Source organism: Streptacidiphilus rugosus AM-16, from assembly GCF_000744655.1.
Taxonomy (GTDB): Bacteria; Actinomycetota; Actinomycetes; order Streptomycetales; family Streptomycetaceae; genus Streptacidiphilus; species Streptacidiphilus rugosus.
Window position 1 is genome coordinate 3,918,285 of record NZ_JQMJ01000004.1, and the last position, 15,237, is coordinate 3,933,521.

The window sequence follows — 15,237 nt, forward strand, 5'->3', positions numbered from 1 at the left end:
GATCGGCGCTGGGAGTGAACCGATCTGCTTCTGGCTGCGACGCACCGAACCGACCGAGCCCCACCATCCGCCCTCGCTCGTGGAACTGACGCAGGCCATGGCGGGAGCGCATCCCGACCGCGGAGCACCGACAGGACGTTCCAGATACCAGCGCGCGAAGACCGAACAGCACGACGGTCATGACGTCCAGGACCCGGTGCCCGCACTCAGCCCTCGGCCGGCACTTGCCCGTCACCACGGTGCGGAGGCAGCAGCGGATAGGCGCGCCGGGCCAGGAAGTAGCCCCCGAGGATCGCGGCCACATCGAACGGCCATCCGACAACCCACTGGCCCGTGACCAAGCGCGTACCCACGCAAGCCACCCCCTCCAACACAACAGTCGCCAGGAGCCAGACAGTCCACCGCTTCAACCTCAAGAACATGCCGCGCACTGTACGGTCAGCCACCGCCTGAAGTGAACTCGTCGCGAACCTCCCAAACCGCCGCTGATCAGCAAAAACATCGCACATCAGGGCCACCCAGGCCCGCGGGAACGGCTAGGACGGCGGTGGCTCCGTCGGTGACCCAGGTTGGCACGTCGCCCATGTCCACCGGGGGTTCACCAGCATCCGAGCGGTGTGCGCCATGCCGACTACGAGTGGCGACCCGGGCATAGGGGCACACCAGGCAGCCTGCCGGCCGCAGGCCGACGATGTACTCCGTCCGGACGAGCTCGGCTGTGTCGTCGGCCCGGGAGGCGGTGCCTCGTCGCGTTACCGGGTGTCGGGTCCGCGCCGCGCCAGGAGACGAGCTCCTCATCGCCCGGGCCTCCGACCTTCAAGGCTTGGCTCGTACGCTGCGGACGCGCCCCCCACCTCAGCTGCCGAGCTCGCTGCGATGCTCACCAACCAGACCCTGGCGTGCGCCCCAGCGCGCGAGGCCCTGCTCGCGGGCGCCGGCTTCGACAACCTCGGGGGCGCCCTCGTCCCCGCGTCGCAGCACGTCGGCGTCTACCGGCGACGTGCACGCCGCATGGAGCAGAGCGGCCATCCGACGATCGGCTTCGACGAGACCGTGGAGATCCTCCGCCGGTTCGGCGACACGCAAGAACCCCGACCACCCGGCCGACATCGCCTCGGCACCGCCGCCATCGCCGTCGTCGGCACGTTCTCCTTCCGCGACTCGGCTCGATGCCTCCCCACCTGGGGCAACTTCGTCTACTTCACCATCCGGCCCCAGGCAGTGTCCCGTGGATCACTGCGTGAGGTAATTGGCCCATGAGCTACTTCATGTACGACGTCATGGGCGGGGCGATCGATGAGCCTGACCCTGAGGCGATGAGGCAGGTGCTGGATGGCCTGGCGAACGCCGACGACGAGCATCCCGACGTGTCGCTGTCGCATGAGAGCGGGTGGTGCCTTAGCGCTTTCCGCAGCGGTCTGCTGATCTGGGAGAACACGGAGGACGGCTCCGTGGCCCCCGTGGAAATGCGCGAGGTCACCCGCGAGGAGATTCTCCGACTCTTCCAGCTGTTGGCGGCGGGTGACATCGCATCGATTGCGGCGCTTCCCTGGCGCCGGTGAAGGGCCGTCCCGCCAGGCTCGCGCCCACAGGAAGATCGCTGCCACGTGAAGTGCCGCAAGGCAGTGAACGGCGAGCTCGTCCGTGCGCATCGCGATCCCGCGCCACCGCTTGAGCCGGTTGATGCACCGCTCGACGGTGTTTCGGTGCCTATATGCCCGGCGATCGAAACCGGGGGGCGTCCGCCTCGAGTGCCGCGCCGCTTGCGATTGGTGACCTGATCGGCGGGCTCCGGGATCACCGCCGTGATGCCGCGGCGACGCAGGTAGGTCCGGATGGCGCGGGATGAGTAGGCGCGGTCCGCACTCACGCTGTCCGGCTTGGTCCTGAGTCTTCCGCTCCCGATCCTGGGCACGCGACTGCCGGCCATGACTGCCTCGAAGAACAGCGAATCGTGCCGGTGTCCGGCCGCGACCATCAGGAACAGCGGACGGCACCGGCCGTCGGCTGCCAGGTGAACCCGCTCCCAGCCCTCCTCACTCAAGCCACCCCTGAACTCCACATCGGATCAAACGACCATCTCATCCACGAGACACCGCCTAGTCCCGGCGCCTGCCGGATCACGAAGGAACGAGCGGATAACAGCTGCCGGAGGCGGTGCAGAGCTCGGGGAAGTCCGGGTTGCCCACCAGCCCGACGCAGCGGAAGACGACCAGGGTCGCGGCCGGCAGACCGGCCTCGTCGATCAGCGCCTGGTGCATCCGGTAGGAGTTGGAGCCCACGTTCGCGAGGTGCAACGGCCCGGTGTCCCCGGGGATCGCGATGACCTCCAACACCTCGTCGGAGGCATCGGAGGCGCTCGTCTGGAGCGTGACGAACGAGGGGCGGGCCATGGTCAGGTCCCGTAGCCCGTCGGTCACCTTGCCGTCCACCACGTCCCCGCCCGCCACCCTGAACACCACGTCAACGCAGACGTGGCCGCCGCTCACCCACAACACGTCGGCCTCGTCACGGTCGTTGGAGTCGAGCTGGGTGACGGAGTAGGGAAAAGGGACGTCGCACCGCGTGTCCGCGTTGCGTGCCAGCACCGCGCCGACCCACCGGTCCACGGCGGTGGCCGGTCCGTGCACCGTGAGGTGTGACCAGGCAGCGGCCGGTGTGGAGCCTGATCTCGCGGCGGTCGGGGCCGGACGCGGGACCGCCCGCCCCTGCTTGCAGCCCACGAGTGAGACCGGGGCTGACAGGGCCAACAGGGCGGCGAAGAACATGCGCGGGAATCTGGACACCGCTTCCCCCAGCGGGTCGGAGCCGAGCCGACGCGGCCGGCCGCTGCTGCGAGTGTGCTCCGCAAGCGGGATGGAGGGAACGGCTCCGGCGCTACCGGGAGGCAGCGCCGAGCTGGACGGCATTCCGTCGGCCTCCTATCGGCCTGGGTACAGGGAGTCAGCCCAGGTGGTGGCACCGCGGTCCGGGACGTGGTCGATGTCCTCAGCCTCGAGGATCTCCAGCACGGTCGAGGCGCCGACCTTGATGCCGAGCGCAGCGAGTTCGCCGTGGACTCTGCGCTATCCCCATGAGGGGTTCTCGCGCACCAGGCGCGGGATCAGGAACCGGATCGAGCGACCGTGAGCGGGCGGCTGGCTTCACTGCGCGCTACCAGATGCGCCCGGCCGCGGTGTGGACCGGCGCGCGCACGGCGGCAACGGCGTCCGGGCGTCGGCGGTCCGAGCCCTTGAGCGGTGATCAGGCCGAGCGTGTCGAATCGGTCGGCCTGACAGGTGACTTCCCTGTGGGTTGCCTCCCCGAGCGCCGCTGCTTACGCCAGTGATGCAGGTCGTCGAGTGCGGTGATGCTGAGCGGAAACGGCCAGAAGACGGCGATGAAGACCCAGAGGAACACGGCCAGGGGAAGTCCCGACACACCGTCCGGCATCCGCTCCTCGATCGCCGAGCGGAAACCCTTGAACAGCCAGCCCGGCCGCCCGTCCTTGATCGCGCCGTACAGTGCCCAGGCGCACTGCCCGGTGACGAGATACAGGACGACACAGATGACGATGATGCGCAACGCCCCCACGAGATGCTTCTCCTTCCCCGAGTGTGGGGCCAGCGTCCCACGCGGCGACTCCCGCCGCCCTCAGTGGAACTACTGAATCACGCACGTCAGCTCCCGCTGCCCACAAAGGCCGTGAGTCTCACCCTCCGGCTGTGTCCAGCTCGGCGATCAACCGAGGCCATGTTGCCGCGAAGCCCGGGTGCAGCCGCAGTGAGTCGATCTCGGCGGCGACGAACCACCGGTGGGCGGCCCCTTCGCCGTCACCACCGTGCCGGGGAATCGGTCCAACGACGTCCGCGACGACGGTGTGGTAGGCCCATCCGCCGTGGTCGTCGACGAGAGTGAGGAGGGGGCGTAGTTCCGGAACGGCGCCGAGTTCTTCGGCGAACTCCCTGCGGGCTCCGTCCCACGGGGTTTCTCCGGCGTTCAGCGCGCCGCCAGGGATGCTCCAGGTGCGGCCGTAGTGAACCCGCCAGGAGCGACGCTGCAGCAGAAAGCGAGGACCCTGGCGCAGGAGAAGCCCTGCGGCACCGTGCGGCCCCCAATGCCGACATCCGCGCCGGTCCCTGATGTATCCGTGGCTGCCATCACCAGTTGTGTGTCCCACCTGACGCCGCCTCACCGGTTGCCGAACTCGCACCATACTTCCCGGCGTCCCGCGGCTCGGCGGTCATCGGGCTCCCGCCACAGCGGTGCTCCTGCAGAACGAGTGATCTACCACGATCGGCTTGTTCAGAGCAGGAGGTAGGCCGGCGGCTCCCCGGACGCCCTTGAGGGATCAGCCCGCGGAGCCGCCCCTCGCACCCCTGTCCCCCCACCAGCTCCGCGAGCACGCCCGCCGCAGACAGCCCAGCGCCCGCACTCCTCGACGTCACCCCGGACGCCCCGACCTACATCGCCTCACTCGCCAAAGCCCCGGGGCTCACCCGCTGCCGCAGCGCAGCGGCGGCCGCCCCTGCATACGCCGCTCGCGGCAGCGTTGCGAACAGTGCGGTCTTCTCGGGGACCGCGGGCATTTCGGCGTGCCGCTCGGGGCGGGCTCACTGGTGCTGCTTCCGCGGGCGGAACCCTTGGTATGGGCGTTCCTTGATGCAGTCACTGACTGTCTGCCGCGCACGGGAGCGGCGCGCCACGCCTCAGGAGGGGCGACGTTCGCGGCGGAAGCGCCGCAGCTACAGGGTCGAGGTACTCCGGGACAGTCAGGTCCGCCCCGAACAGCGCCCGCACCCTGTGCGGGCGCAGTCCCGGCGCGCCTACCTCCCAGCGACCTTTCGCCCCGCGCAGTCGGCCGACGGCGTCCCGGGATCGATCCATGTCGACAACGGCCGGCGTTCGTGGACACCTGGCAGCTTTGGGCAGCGGAACGGTCAGATCCCCAACCACCCCAGACCTCCCCACGTCGGCCGCCGGGCAGTCCCCGACGGACCTCGCGCGGACCCCAGAAGCCATCCCCCGCTCCCCCAGGGCAAAGGCAGCGCCTGCTCCGCGGGCGCCTGCTCGCCGCGTGGCAGAGGACGTCCGATCACCGAACTGCACATGCTGCACAGCCGCGAGGCCTACTCGCGCTGCACATCAATGTTCGGCAGCACCGGCCCGGGCGATCCCGTCGGTCGTGAAAGTGGGTCGCCGCGGAAAGGGCCGGCGGGACCACGCCGGAGGTAGCGACTCCGGACTGTGGTCCGTCCCAAGCAGTCGTATCAATCGCCTGGTCAGCGGCTCGGAGACGGGTGAGACGTCTCAACCCTCCCATGATCGTTGACGCTGCGGGGACAGCCCGGATCAACTGAACCCACATCACCACGAGCAAGGAGAAATCGATGAGGCTGATGAACATGGGTCTGCGCGCCGCGATGGTCGGCTCGGCCGCCGCACTGATGGTCGGGGTTCTCGCGGGGGAGGCGGGCGCGACCTCGAACAACATCGACAGTTGGAGCACCAGTACGCCCCCGGTCCGCTGCGTGCAGGCGCTGTGCCTGTACTACTCACCCAATGCCGAGGGCGCGATCTGGAAGAACGGCGAGGCGGGCGCCGGCGACCTCGGCTATTGGTCGTTCTACAACGACAACGCTCCCGGCTCGAACAGCGGTGCCGGTGCGGGTCAGGAGGTACGCAACAACGCCGCCTCCGCCGAGAACGGCGCGACCAACTGCAGCATGGGCATCTACGTCTACCCGGACAACTACGGCGACTCCAACGTGCTCGACCCGGGGCGCGGAGGAAACCTGACCTCCAACCTGCGGAACAACGAGGCCTCGGTGGCGCCTCTGGGGGTCCAGTACATCTACCAGTGCGGCTGACAAAGCGCTCACCGGCCTGCTCGGCTCCCGCCCGGGCAGGCCGGCCCTGACGGCTCACTATCCAAACCACTGTAAAAACCCCAGGCCCAGGAGAAGCAACGGATGACCCGACCCACCCGCCTGCAGGAGGCACGCGCGGCGTTCGGTGCCCTGGTCGTACTGGCCCTCGCCACGCTGGCGGGCTGCGCCACAGGCGGCGCGTCGGCGTCGACCGCCGCTCCGGTGCCGGTTGCCACCCCGCGCGTCACCGGCGACCTGAGCAGACTCCATCTGCCCATCGAGTCGTACATGTTGACGCCGCTCATGTCGGTCCAACGCCAGTGGCTCACCCAGATGGGCATCCGCTCCTGCCTCGCCCGCTTCGGTTTCGCCTACCCCGATCCTGGCCCGCAGCCCACGGAGGGCAGTCCGGCCCTGGCACAGGAGTCACTGCTGGCGCGGCGCTATGGCGTCACGGACCCCGGCCTTGTCCGCCGCTGGGGCTACCACCCACCGCGACCGGACAGCATCACGAAGGGCGCACCGGGAGGCATAGTCCTGCTGGCCGGTCTGCCTGCGGCCGAGCAACTGGTCCTGACCGGCTACGATCCCGCGACGCGAGGCCCGGCCGCGGCCTACCAGGGCAAGGCACTGCCGGCGCAGGGCTGCCGGGGCGAGGCCGACCGGAACCTGGGCGAACGGACCAACGAGACGACATCGGGTGGGCGTCAGCGTGCCGTGAACGGCGTCGACGGTCTGGTCCAGCAGCTCAAGGCGGCGAGCTTCCAGGCATCCATGGCCGACCCCCGCGTCGTGGGCGTCTTCAAGAGCCGGTCCGCCTGCATGAGGCTGGCCGGATACCACGAGACGAATCCCATGCTCGCACCTGAGATGTTCAAGCCCGCACCCGACCCGACGGCGGCCGAGATCTCCGCAGCGAAGGCGGACGTCGCCTGCAAGGTCCGCACCAACTTGGTGGGGGTGTGGTTCGCGGTTGAGTCCGAGTACCAGAACACGGCGATCGCGCAACACGCGGGGGATCTGGCCGGTGTGAAGGCCGCGCTCGCGAGCCAGGCCAGGACCATTCAAGCGCAGCTCGCTCGCACGCCGGCGTGACTGGGGCCTGACCGCCCACCTGCGACCACGTTCGCCCAGATGCTCACCCTCCTCGACGGGGACCGTGTGCCCGGCTGGATCGCCGAGGCGAAAGCCGCAGGCCTGCTCATCATCTGCCTATGCCTTCGGCCGGCATCGGGGCGCCTTCCCAAGCCTCATTCTTCCCTTTGCGAAACCCGTCGTCCCGAATGACAAGGAAAACTGATGAAAAGCAAGATGACGAAGTTGCTCACCGTGTCCACCATGGCCGTAACTCTGGTTGCCATTGGATCCGGAGAGGCATTTGCCGGATCAGTGACGTGGCAAGATGCCGCCTACAACCACGGCTGGTCCAGCAGCAGCTTCCTGACTGAGAACCCCTACAACAACTCCCTGCATCTTGGCGAGGTCGACGTACATTATTCTTACTGGACCGACACGGCGCACAGCGACGGCGGCTACACGGAGGTCAACGAGGGATCCGGCAACTGCCTCGACAGCAACTACAGCGGCCAGGCATACACGCACAACTGCCTGTCCGGAGACATGTACCAGAGGTGGTACGAGATTTCTACCAACAGCGGCTGGTGCCTGTGGGACCTGCAGACCGGCAAGGTCCTCGATGCCAACCCGACCGTGTACACGAACACGAATTATGGGGACGGCGACTCCTACCAGCGCTGGGAGTAGTCGCTATTTTTCTGCGCCCGTGACGCGCAGATCCCGAACCGGTCTCCAGTGCCAGGTCGGGCGAAAACCGGTTGCCCTGCTGTCTCCGGCACTTCAAATGCACCAAGTCGAGAGCCACAAGATCACCCCTGCGAACCAGGATGCCGAGGCACTTCGACTCACGTGAACGTCGAAGTCCCTGAGGATGGACGCCGGTGGTCTCACGGGGCCGACACCTGGTCACTTCTGTACTCAGCCCCGGCAGGGTTACTGCCGGGGCTGCAGTCAAACACTCCTGAGGCTCAGCCAATGAAGCACTATTTTCTAATCCCACTTCGCATCAGCTTCGCAGCAGCCTCCGCTGCAATTCTCGCCGCATGCGCTACGGCCATCAATTCCAGTCCGCCCCAGCTGCCGGCACCGATACCCAGCGCGCCTGGCAATCCCTATCAGCCTGCCAACTTCCGCGCAGGTGAAGTTGCCGTCCGCGACGATGGAACCTGGACACTGCCGCTCGACTCCTATGACAAGCCCGCAAATTGGCAGATCACAGGTGCAGCCATCAACAGCCTCGCTCAACAATGCATGACGCGGCTGGGCCTCAGCACCCCTGCGGCGTTCAAGTTCTCCGGGCCGCCGGCCGTTCCCCTGGCCGCCATCTACGGTGTGCTCTCGATGACGAGGGCGCAGTCCACCGGCTACCGAGTAATGCCCGACGGAATACCAGCCACCGTGACGTCCTCCGCCGGGACGTCCCAGAAGGCTCAAGAGCAGGTGGCGGCCAAAGCATACTTCGGCGACCCGCAACACCACCACGCCGGCTGCGCCGGACAAGCCGTTGACGAGATCGGAATGCAGAAGGCATACGATGCCGCCGGGCTGGTGAACAGCCTTCGAGCCCAGGCCCGTTCCGCCGCATCGCGTGATCCCCGCGTTCAGCAGGTCAACACGGCCTGGAGTTCGTGCATGAAGGCCGCCGGCTATGCATACCCGGATCCGACAGTGCCTCCCCATGACAAGTCTCTGCTCGGTCGGGGCCTTCAGACACCACCCGGCGCCCAACTCCCGCCGCCGTCTCCGGCAGAGAAGGCTGCCGCAGTGGCAGACGTGAAGTGCAAGCGGACGGTGAACTATGCAATTACGCTGGCACTGGTGAACGCTGCATATCAAAATCTTTTGATAGCACAGCAGTTCAGTGACCTTCAACGGGGGGAACAGGACTGGCGCTCTGCAGTAGAAGCCGCACAAAGGATCATTCCGAACGGCCGCTGACACATCCCAGACGACGAGACGCTCGAGACCTGATGCCGCTCATGACGAGCAGGTCGGCGTAGCGGCCGGCCTGCGGGGATCCGAGCCTCCGGTCCCACCTGAGGATCTCCGCCGGGGTTCGGGCGGCCATCGCGACCGGGTCCTGGTCGGTGAAGACACCGCCGGCCGCGGCGGAGGCAAGACGAGTGGCCCTCGGTTCGCCGAGGAGTAGCTCACCCTGCGGGTTCCCGCCCCGGATCAGCAGCCCTCCGGGCTCCGGGAACATCCGGTACGCGGGCATCGGGTCGTTTTCCTCGTCCAGCTCGGAGCCGAAGAGGTCGTCCGTCTCCGAACTCCGGCGGCAACGAGACCCTGCTCGACTTCCCCCTGACCGGCACCCACCCGCAACCCCTCGAATGCCGGCCGGCGGCAGCGCATGGTCCGGCATCACCAACCCTCCTCAATGCGGGACTGATCAAGCTCTGCACGAAAGTCACCCGCGGTCCTGGTAGCCCGACGGCCCCGTTGGCCATGGTCTTCAAGCTAGTCGAGTCCGGCCAGGAGCGGTGGCGGGCCATCACCGGCGCCTCCCCCGTCGCCCTGGTCCGCTCTGGCGCCCAGTTCAAGAACCGCGTCCTGGTCGAGCGCGAGGGGGTCGCCGAAGCGTGAACAGCAGGACCTATGCTGCGGGGATGATCAAGCCCATTGAACTCGTCATATTCGACTGCGACGGCGTGTTGGTCGACAGCGAGCGCATCGCCGCCCGCGTCCAGGTCGCCCTCGGAGCCGAGCTGGGTTGGCCGCTGACCGAGGACGAGGTCGTGGACCGGTTCATCGGGCGCTCGCACGCCGCCATCCACGAGCAGGTCGCTGCTCAGCTCGGCCCGGACACGGCCGCGGTCTGGTCGGAGAGGTTCGAGCAGCTCCATCGGGAGGCCGTCGACGCCGAACTCGCCCCCGTCGACGGCTTGCCGGAAGCGCTCGACGCGCTCACTCTGCCGACGTGCGTCGCTTCCAGCGGCTCCCACGACAAGATGCGGCACACCCTGGGCCGAACGGGACTCTATGATCGTTTCGCGGGTCGCATCTACAGTGCCAGCGAAGTCTCTCGCGGCAAACCCGCGCCCGACCTGTTCCTGCACGCCGCTCAGCAGATGGGTGTCGATCCCGAAGCCTGCGTGGTGGTCGAGGACAGCCAGCCCGGCGTCCACGCTGCCCGCGCCGCCGGAATGCGATCCTTCGGCTACTCCGGCGGGCTGACCTCGGCCGAACGCCTCGATGGCCGCGACACCATCGTCTTCCACGACATGCGCGAACTGCCGAATCTCATCGCCGAGCGGCGGGTCGGCCAGGCGCCCGTCGTCAAGGACTGACGGCTGCTCCCGCTTCGACCTGTCCGAGCCCATACCGCGCGGGCTTTTCGAGGAGGGTGAACGACTCGGTCAGAGCACCAGGGCGCGTTTCGGGTTGTGATCAATCTGCCGGATCTGCTTCGTTGTGGAAGTGGGTGCGGTAGATCGTCTTGGGTGACGCGCGTGCAACTGGACGACGTGGAGTGGGAGTTCGCCGCAGGAGTTCGGCGCCTGGTCGACCGTCGCCAACCGTTTCCGGCAGTGGCGTGACGCCGGAGTGTTCGAGGCCCTGCTGGAGGGCCTGATCGCGGAAGCCGCGAGGCGGGGTGAGGTGGACCTGCCCCTGGTCAGCATCGACTCCACCACCGCGCGCGCCCATCACGACGCCGCCGCTCTTCCGAACGAAATTCCTGCTGCGCCATGGAAGAGCCCGACAGCGGGCTGTTGCGCCCCCGGACATCCGGGTACACCCGGGGCAACGACCACGCGGCCTCGCATCGGCACCGCACACCAACGGGGGGAGCATGAACGGAAGTTCACTCAGGCCCGCAATCAGCCGCGGCGCCGCCGCAGCGGTGGCGCTGGCCTGCCTCGGAGCGTGCACGCAGACACACCAGCCGGAGCCTCGCGCCTCCGCCTCCGCTCCCCAGGGCACGCCACTGGACCGGATCCGACAGACGATCGTTCACGACGCCGTCGCGTCCGGGCACACGCCCGCGGGAGACCTGGTCGTGGCCTATCGTCAGGGACCGAACGCGGTCCTTCTCTGGCAGTGGGCTTGATCCGGTTTGACGGACACTCCTGATCAGGGGGCTTCGGCCCCGGAAGGATGATGTCCATCATGGAGAGCATGGGGAAGAAGAAGCCGAGGCCCAGGCGCTCGTTCACGCCGGAGTTCAAGGCCGAGATCGTCGACCTGTGCCAGCACGGCGACCGGTCCGTCGGTCAGGTCGCGAAGGACTTCGACCTGACCGAGACCGCGGTGCGCGACTGGATCCGCCAGGCCGAGGTCAACGCCGGTCAACGGGATGGCCTGACCAGCGACGAACGCGAGGAACTGGCCCGGCTGCGGCGGGAGAACCGCCGCCTGCGCGAGGACGTCGAGGTTCTCAAGCGGGCCACGGCTTTCTTCGCGAAGGAGACCCGGTGACGGTCCACCCGTTCATCGAGGCGGAGAAGCAGGCAGGTCACAACGTCAAACGAGCGTGTGAACTGCTCCAGGTCTCCCGTGCCGCCTTCTACGCCCGCCGCAACGGCGAGCCCGGTCCCCGCGCCGTCCGCGACACCGAGCTGACCTCGAAGATCACGGACATCCACGCGGACTCCAGGGGAAGCTACGGAGCCCCACGCGTCCACGCGCAGCTCCAGCAGAGCGGCGACCGGTGCGGACGCCGCCGGGTCGCCAGGCTGATGCGCCAGGCAGGCCTTGAGGGTCGACACCGCCGCCGGCGCCACCGCACCACGATCCCGGACCCGCAGGCGGCCTCCCGGCCGGACCTGGTCCTGCGCGATTTCCAGCCCGACCCGACGGCCCTGGACGCGCGCTGGTGCGGCGACATCACGTACATCGCGACCGAGGAGGGCTGGCTCTACCTGGCCACGGTCATCGACATCGCCTCGCGTCGCGTTGTCGGCTGGGCCACCGCCGACCATCTGCGGACCGAACTGGTCGCAGACGCCCTGCGAGCGGCCTGCAGGACCCGCCGCCCATCGGCTCCGGTGATCTTCCACACGGACCGCGGCTGCCAATACACGAGTCACGAATTCGCCGCCCTAGCAAGAGACTTCGGCGTCCGCCTGTCGGTTGGCCGGACCGGGCAGTGCTGGGACAACGCGCTCGCGGAGTCGTTCTTCGCCACCCTGAAGCGGGAGCTGATCGGCGACCGAACATGGCCGAGCCGGGCGGCTGTCCGCTCCGCGATCTTCGAGTGGATCGAGGGCTGGTACAACATACGCAGGCTGCACAGCAGCCTCGGCTACCGCACTCCCGCCGGCTACGAGAACGTCCTGGCGGCCTGACCACCACACCGAAGGTGTCCGTCAAAGCGGAGCAAGCTCACAGAGCACCACTCAGGAGATCTGCTGGGAGGAGTACCTCTCGGGAGGCCGCACAGGTCCGCTCTGCTACCCGAACGCGAAGCTGCCGACGGGATCGAAGCCGGCCCTCCAGAGCGTCTTCGGCCCCGCCTCCCTGGACCGCTGGGTGACCGTTCTCGCCGCCGCCGGCGAAGAGCCACGCGCCCTGACCTGCGGTGGCATCCGCATCGGGGTCACCAAGGTCGGCGAGCTCAAGACACCCGGCGGCGCACCTCTCGCCCTGTACACCTACATCGCTCCCTGGCTCGCCGACGGGCCGCTCCAGCTAGAGGTGGTCCGCGCGAACGGGGTCGCCACCGACCGGATCACCCTTGATCCCGTGGAGCCCGACCAACCACGTGACTACGTCAGGAACTGTGGCTAGGGCGCATATCGAGTCGTGATTAAGAGGGGGCTTGGGCCAGCTCTTTGATCCAGATCATGGAGGCGCGTAAGTGGAGGCCGGCGAGGTAGCTCTCGGGGGTCTTGTCGTACCGGGTGGCGATGCCTCGCCAGGCCTTCAGCTTGTTGATCAGGCGCTCGACGGTGTTCCGCTCCTGGTAGAGCTCGGCGTCGTGGCCGACCGGACGACCGCCCGTGCGGCCCTTCCTCCTCCGGTTGGCGGCCTGGTCGGTCTTCTCCGGAATCACAGCCTTGATCTGGCGTTTTCGCAGGTGGGTTCGGTTGCCGCGGGCCGAGTAGGCCTAATAGGCGCCCAACGGGTCCGCGGACCCGGATCTTCTTCAGCACCGGGATGAACTGCGGGCTGTCCGCAGCCTGTCCTGCGGTCAGGATGAACGCCAGTGGGCGGCACTTGCGGTCCGCGGCCAGGTGCACCTCGCTGGTCTGTCCGCCCCGGGACCGACCCAGGAGAGCCTGCTTCAGTCGCCCCGCCGCTGCGCAGTCACCAAGAGAAACGGTGTCTGAGCATTGCTCACCGCTCCGGCAGATCAAGCCCGATCGGGAGCGGGATACCGCCGGGTCAGCGTCCCCGCCGCAGGTCCCTCCAGAAGGCGCAGCGCGCCCCCTCGTACTCGGTGGCGACCGTGGTGTCCGGGCCCCTCTTGACGGCGGGGAAGAGGGAGCAGTTCGCCAGGGCGCGCTCGCCCTCGTCGGAATGGAAGCCGGCGACGTAGACCGGGGCCTCGACGTTGGAGGCGTCGGGGGCGACGCGGGTGATGGCCGCGCCGACGTCAGAGCGGCCGACCAGGACAACGGGGCCGTCCACGCTTCCGGCGAGGGTGGTCCAGCCCAGTCCCTGAGGTTTGGCGATGGCCCGGCCCCACCTATCCTCAAGACATGAGCACGGTCGAACCGGGCGCGACCCCGGACTGGCGGACAGAGGGCGTGCGGGTCGTTCCGGGCGACGCACTCGACCCGAACACTCCGCAGACGCCGGGGATGCACCGAGCCGCCGCGGTCACCCAGGCGCGAACGGGCTCGCACAAGCTGTGGGCCGGCACGGTCACCATCCACCCAGGGGCGAGGACGGGGGCACACCATCACGGCGAGCTGGAAAGCGTGATCTACGTGATTCGCGGTCGTGCCCGCATGCGGTGGGGGGTGAACCTGGAGTTCACGGCCGAGGCCGGGGCCGGAAGCTTCATCTTCGTCCCACCGTTCGTACCCCACCAGGAGATCAACGCCCTCGACGACCAGCCTCTCGAGTGCGTCGTGATCCGCAGCGGTCAGGAACCCGTCGTGGTCAATCTGGACATCGCCGGGATCGCCGAGCCCGAGACCGTTCCGTGGGTCGATCCCGCCCACCCCACAGTCGGCTGACCACGACCGGTTCCGCCGCCGCCCTCGTTTTCACTCTGGCCGGCTCCGGCGCCTTCACCACCGTCACCAGCGTCGGCACGGGCCCGTACGCCACCAGGCGCTCTCACCGGCCGCACCGATGACTGGGGCGCAGTTCCACAGCCCGGCGCCATGACGACTACGTCGTCGGTCAGATCGGCATGGCGAAGCGCCGGTCCACGTGGACCCGGGCGAACTCGCTCCTCAGCTGGTCCTCGTCCGCGAGCGGAGCGTGTCCGAAGACCAGCATGGGCCGGATTCGGGGCCGGGGCTGGGCGATCGCGAGGCCCGGCTCGGCCGGGTCGGTGTAGTGGAAGGCGTAGACGTGCAGGTAGTGGTCGCTCTCGGCGAAACCCATCGAGCGATACCAGGCGAGGGTGCCCGCGTCGTCCCGGGTCCAGGCGTCCAGCGTGGTCGCCCCTGCGGATCGGGCCCAGTCCTGGGTCCGCTCCAGAAGCCGCCGCCCCAGGCCCCGCCGCCGGTGGTCGGGGTGGACCGCGACGGTGTCGATGCTCGCCAGGTCACCGTCAATGTCGGTGTCCATCAGGGCGACCACCGCGCCGGTCTCGTCGACCACGACGAGCTCCAGGCCAGGGGCCTGGATGGCGGGCTTGGACGGGACGACCGCGTCGTAGAAGGAGGTGTCCAGGAAAGCGAGCACCCGGCAGCGGAGCCAGGAGGTCTCGTCAGCCGGCGTGTACTCGCGAATGAAGTAGTTCAAGATCGTGATCCTCTGCAGGCGTGAAGGAGTGTGGTCGGCGGCTGCAGAATGTCGTGATCACAGCGGGGATCATGCCCCGGGGCGTCGGGATCGGCAAGAGGATTTCCCGCGCGGCCTCGGTCCTTCGACAGCCAGTCGGGCTGTCGGGGTGGGACCAGCAAGGGTCCCCTGTCTCACGCGGGCGGCGAACCACCGCGTCTCGAGCGCCGGGAGGTTCCACCGCCGGCCAGCCGTGCGGGCGGCGCTTCCGCGCGCTCGCGGGATCGGCGTGAACCCCGGACCGCGTCCGAGGGCAGTACGAACACTGCGGCGATCCGCGCACGCCCCAGGCCGGCGGCCGCTGACTCCGGCCCGGCGCCGACGACGCGGGTCGCGTCCGCCCAGCGCGGCAGCACCTGCTCCGGCAACAGGACACGCGTCGACAAGCACCGCAGACACCGCACCC

The 15,237-nt window shown here is 68.3% G+C and carries 17 protein-coding genes and 4 pseudogenes; 13 read left to right on the forward strand and 8 right to left on the reverse strand.

Translation table 11 applies throughout. The features are described 5' to 3' along the window. Positions 1–206: 206 nt before the first annotated feature. Entirely contained in the window at positions 207–353 is a 147-nt protein-coding gene (locus BS83_RS45730) for a hypothetical protein (protein ID WP_157597327.1), read from the reverse strand. A gap of 523 nt (positions 354–876) precedes the next feature. Here BS83_RS45730 and BS83_RS42205 point away from each other — a divergent pair. Both BS83_RS42205 and BS83_RS26780 read left to right on the forward strand, forming a co-directional pair. Beyond that, the gene (locus tag BS83_RS42205; RefSeq protein WP_051944026.1) at positions 877–1,260 is read left to right on the forward strand and encodes a hypothetical protein; all 384 of its coding nucleotides are present in this window, start codon (positions 877–879) and stop codon (positions 1,258–1,260) included. Next, a complete protein-coding gene (locus tag BS83_RS26780) occupies positions 1,257–1,562 on the forward strand; it encodes a hypothetical protein (RefSeq protein ID WP_037606070.1) in 306 nt (101 codons plus the stop codon). Before BS83_RS42205 ends, BS83_RS26780 begins: the two co-directional genes overlap by 4 nt. 18 nt (positions 1,563–1,580) lie before the next feature. On the opposite strand, the pseudogene BS83_RS44290 reads toward BS83_RS26780, so the two are convergent. The 4 genes and pseudogenes from BS83_RS44290 to BS83_RS44295 all read right to left on the reverse strand — a co-directional run. Beyond that, positions 1,581–2,053 (reverse strand): annotated as a pseudogene (locus tag BS83_RS44290) (transposase); the annotation flags it as partial. Between the two features lie 67 nt (positions 2,054–2,120). Further along, positions 2,121–2,768: a hypothetical protein gene (locus BS83_RS26785; RefSeq protein ID WP_037606071.1), complete on the reverse strand. Its 648-nt coding sequence runs from the start codon at positions 2,766–2,768 to the stop codon at positions 2,121–2,123. Positions 2,769–3,243: 475 nt separating this feature from the next. Next, entirely contained in the window at positions 3,244–3,573 is a 330-nt protein-coding gene (locus BS83_RS26790; protein WP_037606072.1) for a hypothetical protein, read from the reverse strand. A gap of 118 nt (positions 3,574–3,691) precedes the next feature. Then, positions 3,692–4,195 carry an NUDIX domain-containing protein gene (locus BS83_RS44295; RefSeq protein WP_084714112.1) on the reverse strand — a complete coding sequence of 168 codons (504 nt, stop codon included), beginning with the start codon at positions 4,193–4,195 and terminating at the stop codon, positions 3,692–3,694. 1,174 nt (positions 4,196–5,369) lie between these two features. On the opposite strand from BS83_RS44295, the gene BS83_RS26795 reads away from it, so the two are divergent. The 10 genes and pseudogenes from BS83_RS26795 (at position 5,370) to BS83_RS26835 (ending at position 12,656) form a co-directional block, all read left to right on the forward strand. Continuing rightward, positions 5,370–5,849, forward strand: coding sequence for a hypothetical protein (locus BS83_RS26795; RefSeq protein WP_051944028.1), 480 nt, complete (start codon positions 5,370–5,372; stop codon positions 5,847–5,849). A 102-nt stretch (positions 5,850–5,951) separates the two neighbouring features. Further along, positions 5,952–6,944 (forward strand): hypothetical protein, encoded by a 993-nt coding sequence (locus BS83_RS26800; RefSeq protein WP_051944030.1) that lies wholly within the window; start codon positions 5,952–5,954, stop codon positions 6,942–6,944. Between the two features lie 294 nt (positions 6,945–7,238). Then, positions 7,239–7,613 carry a hypothetical protein gene (locus tag BS83_RS26805; RefSeq protein ID WP_157597328.1) on the forward strand — a complete coding sequence of 125 codons (375 nt, stop codon included), beginning with the start codon at positions 7,239–7,241 and terminating at the stop codon, positions 7,611–7,613. Between the two features lie 288 nt (positions 7,614–7,901). After that, entirely contained in the window at positions 7,902–8,864 is a 963-nt protein-coding gene (locus tag BS83_RS45735; protein ID WP_157597329.1) for a hypothetical protein, read from the forward strand. Positions 8,865–9,317: 453 nt separating this feature from the next. Further along, positions 9,318–9,512, forward strand: a pseudogene (locus BS83_RS26815) (IS256 family transposase); the annotation flags it as partial. A gap of 23 nt (positions 9,513–9,535) precedes the next feature. Beyond that, entirely contained in the window at positions 9,536–10,216 is a 681-nt protein-coding gene (locus BS83_RS26820; protein WP_037606076.1) for an HAD family hydrolase, read from the forward strand. Between the two features lie 193 nt (positions 10,217–10,409). Beyond that, positions 10,410–10,592: pseudogene (locus BS83_RS45740) on the forward strand (hypothetical protein); the annotation flags it as partial. Between the two features lie 444 nt (positions 10,593–11,036). After that, positions 11,037–11,345, forward strand: a complete 309-nt coding sequence (locus tag BS83_RS26825) for a transposase (RefSeq protein ID WP_037609918.1) — start codon at positions 11,037–11,039, stop codon at positions 11,343–11,345. Then, entirely contained in the window at positions 11,342–12,214 is an 873-nt protein-coding gene (locus BS83_RS45745) for an IS3 family transposase (RefSeq protein ID WP_037599992.1), read from the forward strand. The genes BS83_RS26825 and BS83_RS45745 overlap by 4 nt, the downstream gene beginning before the upstream one ends. Positions 12,215–12,398: 184 nt before the next feature. Continuing rightward, positions 12,399–12,656: a hypothetical protein gene (locus tag BS83_RS26835; RefSeq protein WP_037606077.1), complete on the forward strand. Its 258-nt coding sequence runs from the start codon at positions 12,399–12,401 to the stop codon at positions 12,654–12,656. A 19-nt stretch (positions 12,657–12,675) separates the two neighbouring features. On the opposite strand, the pseudogene BS83_RS26840 reads toward BS83_RS26835, so the two are convergent. Continuing rightward, positions 12,676–13,159: pseudogene (locus BS83_RS26840) on the reverse strand (IS5 family transposase); the annotation flags it as partial. A gap of 94 nt (positions 13,160–13,253) precedes the next feature. Then, positions 13,254–13,499, reverse strand: coding sequence for a hypothetical protein (locus BS83_RS26845; RefSeq protein ID WP_037606078.1), 246 nt, complete (start codon positions 13,497–13,499; stop codon positions 13,254–13,256). A 71-nt stretch (positions 13,500–13,570) separates the two neighbouring features. Here BS83_RS26845 and BS83_RS26850 point away from each other — a divergent pair, with 71 nt between their 5' ends. Then, entirely contained in the window at positions 13,571–14,053 is a 483-nt protein-coding gene (locus BS83_RS26850) for a cupin domain-containing protein (protein WP_037606079.1), read from the forward strand. 169 nt (positions 14,054–14,222) lie between these two features. On the opposite strand, the gene BS83_RS26855 is transcribed toward BS83_RS26850, so the two are convergent. Then, positions 14,223–14,792 carry a GNAT family N-acetyltransferase gene (locus BS83_RS26855; RefSeq protein WP_037606080.1) on the reverse strand — a complete coding sequence of 190 codons (570 nt, stop codon included), beginning with the start codon at positions 14,790–14,792 and terminating at the stop codon, positions 14,223–14,225. Positions 14,793–15,237: the final 445 nt, after the last annotated feature.

What these genes read in the sequence shown, in the direction of transcription:
- BS83_RS45735 (WP_157597329.1), top strand. Translation starts at nt 7,902, where the DNA reads ATGAAGCACTATTTTCTAATCCCACTTCGCATCAGCTTCGCAGCAGCC.
- BS83_RS26795 (WP_051944028.1), top strand. Translation starts at nt 5,370, where the DNA reads ATGAGGCTGATGAACATGGGTCTGCGCGCCGCGATGGTCGGCTCGGCC.
- BS83_RS26800 (WP_051944030.1), top strand. Translation starts at nt 5,952, where the DNA reads ATGACCCGACCCACCCGCCTGCAGGAGGCACGCGCGGCGTTCGGTGCC.
- BS83_RS26785 (WP_037606071.1), bottom strand. Translation starts at nt 2,768, where the DNA reads ATGTTCTTCGCCGCCCTGTTGGCCCTGTCAGCCCCGGTCTCACTCGTG.
- BS83_RS44295 (WP_084714112.1), bottom strand. Translation starts at nt 4,195, where the DNA reads ATGGTGCGAGTTCGGCAACCGGTGAGGCGGCGTCAGGTGGGACACACA.
- BS83_RS26820 (WP_037606076.1), top strand. Translation starts at nt 9,536, where the DNA reads ATGATCAAGCCCATTGAACTCGTCATATTCGACTGCGACGGCGTGTTG.
- BS83_RS42205 (WP_051944026.1), top strand. Translation starts at nt 877, where the DNA reads ATGCTCACCAACCAGACCCTGGCGTGCGCCCCAGCGCGCGAGGCCCTG.
- BS83_RS26850 (WP_037606079.1), top strand. Translation starts at nt 13,571, where the DNA reads ATGAGCACGGTCGAACCGGGCGCGACCCCGGACTGGCGGACAGAGGGC.
- BS83_RS26780 (WP_037606070.1), top strand. Translation starts at nt 1,257, where the DNA reads ATGAGCTACTTCATGTACGACGTCATGGGCGGGGCGATCGATGAGCCT.
- BS83_RS26825 (WP_037609918.1), top strand. Translation starts at nt 11,037, where the DNA reads ATGGAGAGCATGGGGAAGAAGAAGCCGAGGCCCAGGCGCTCGTTCACG.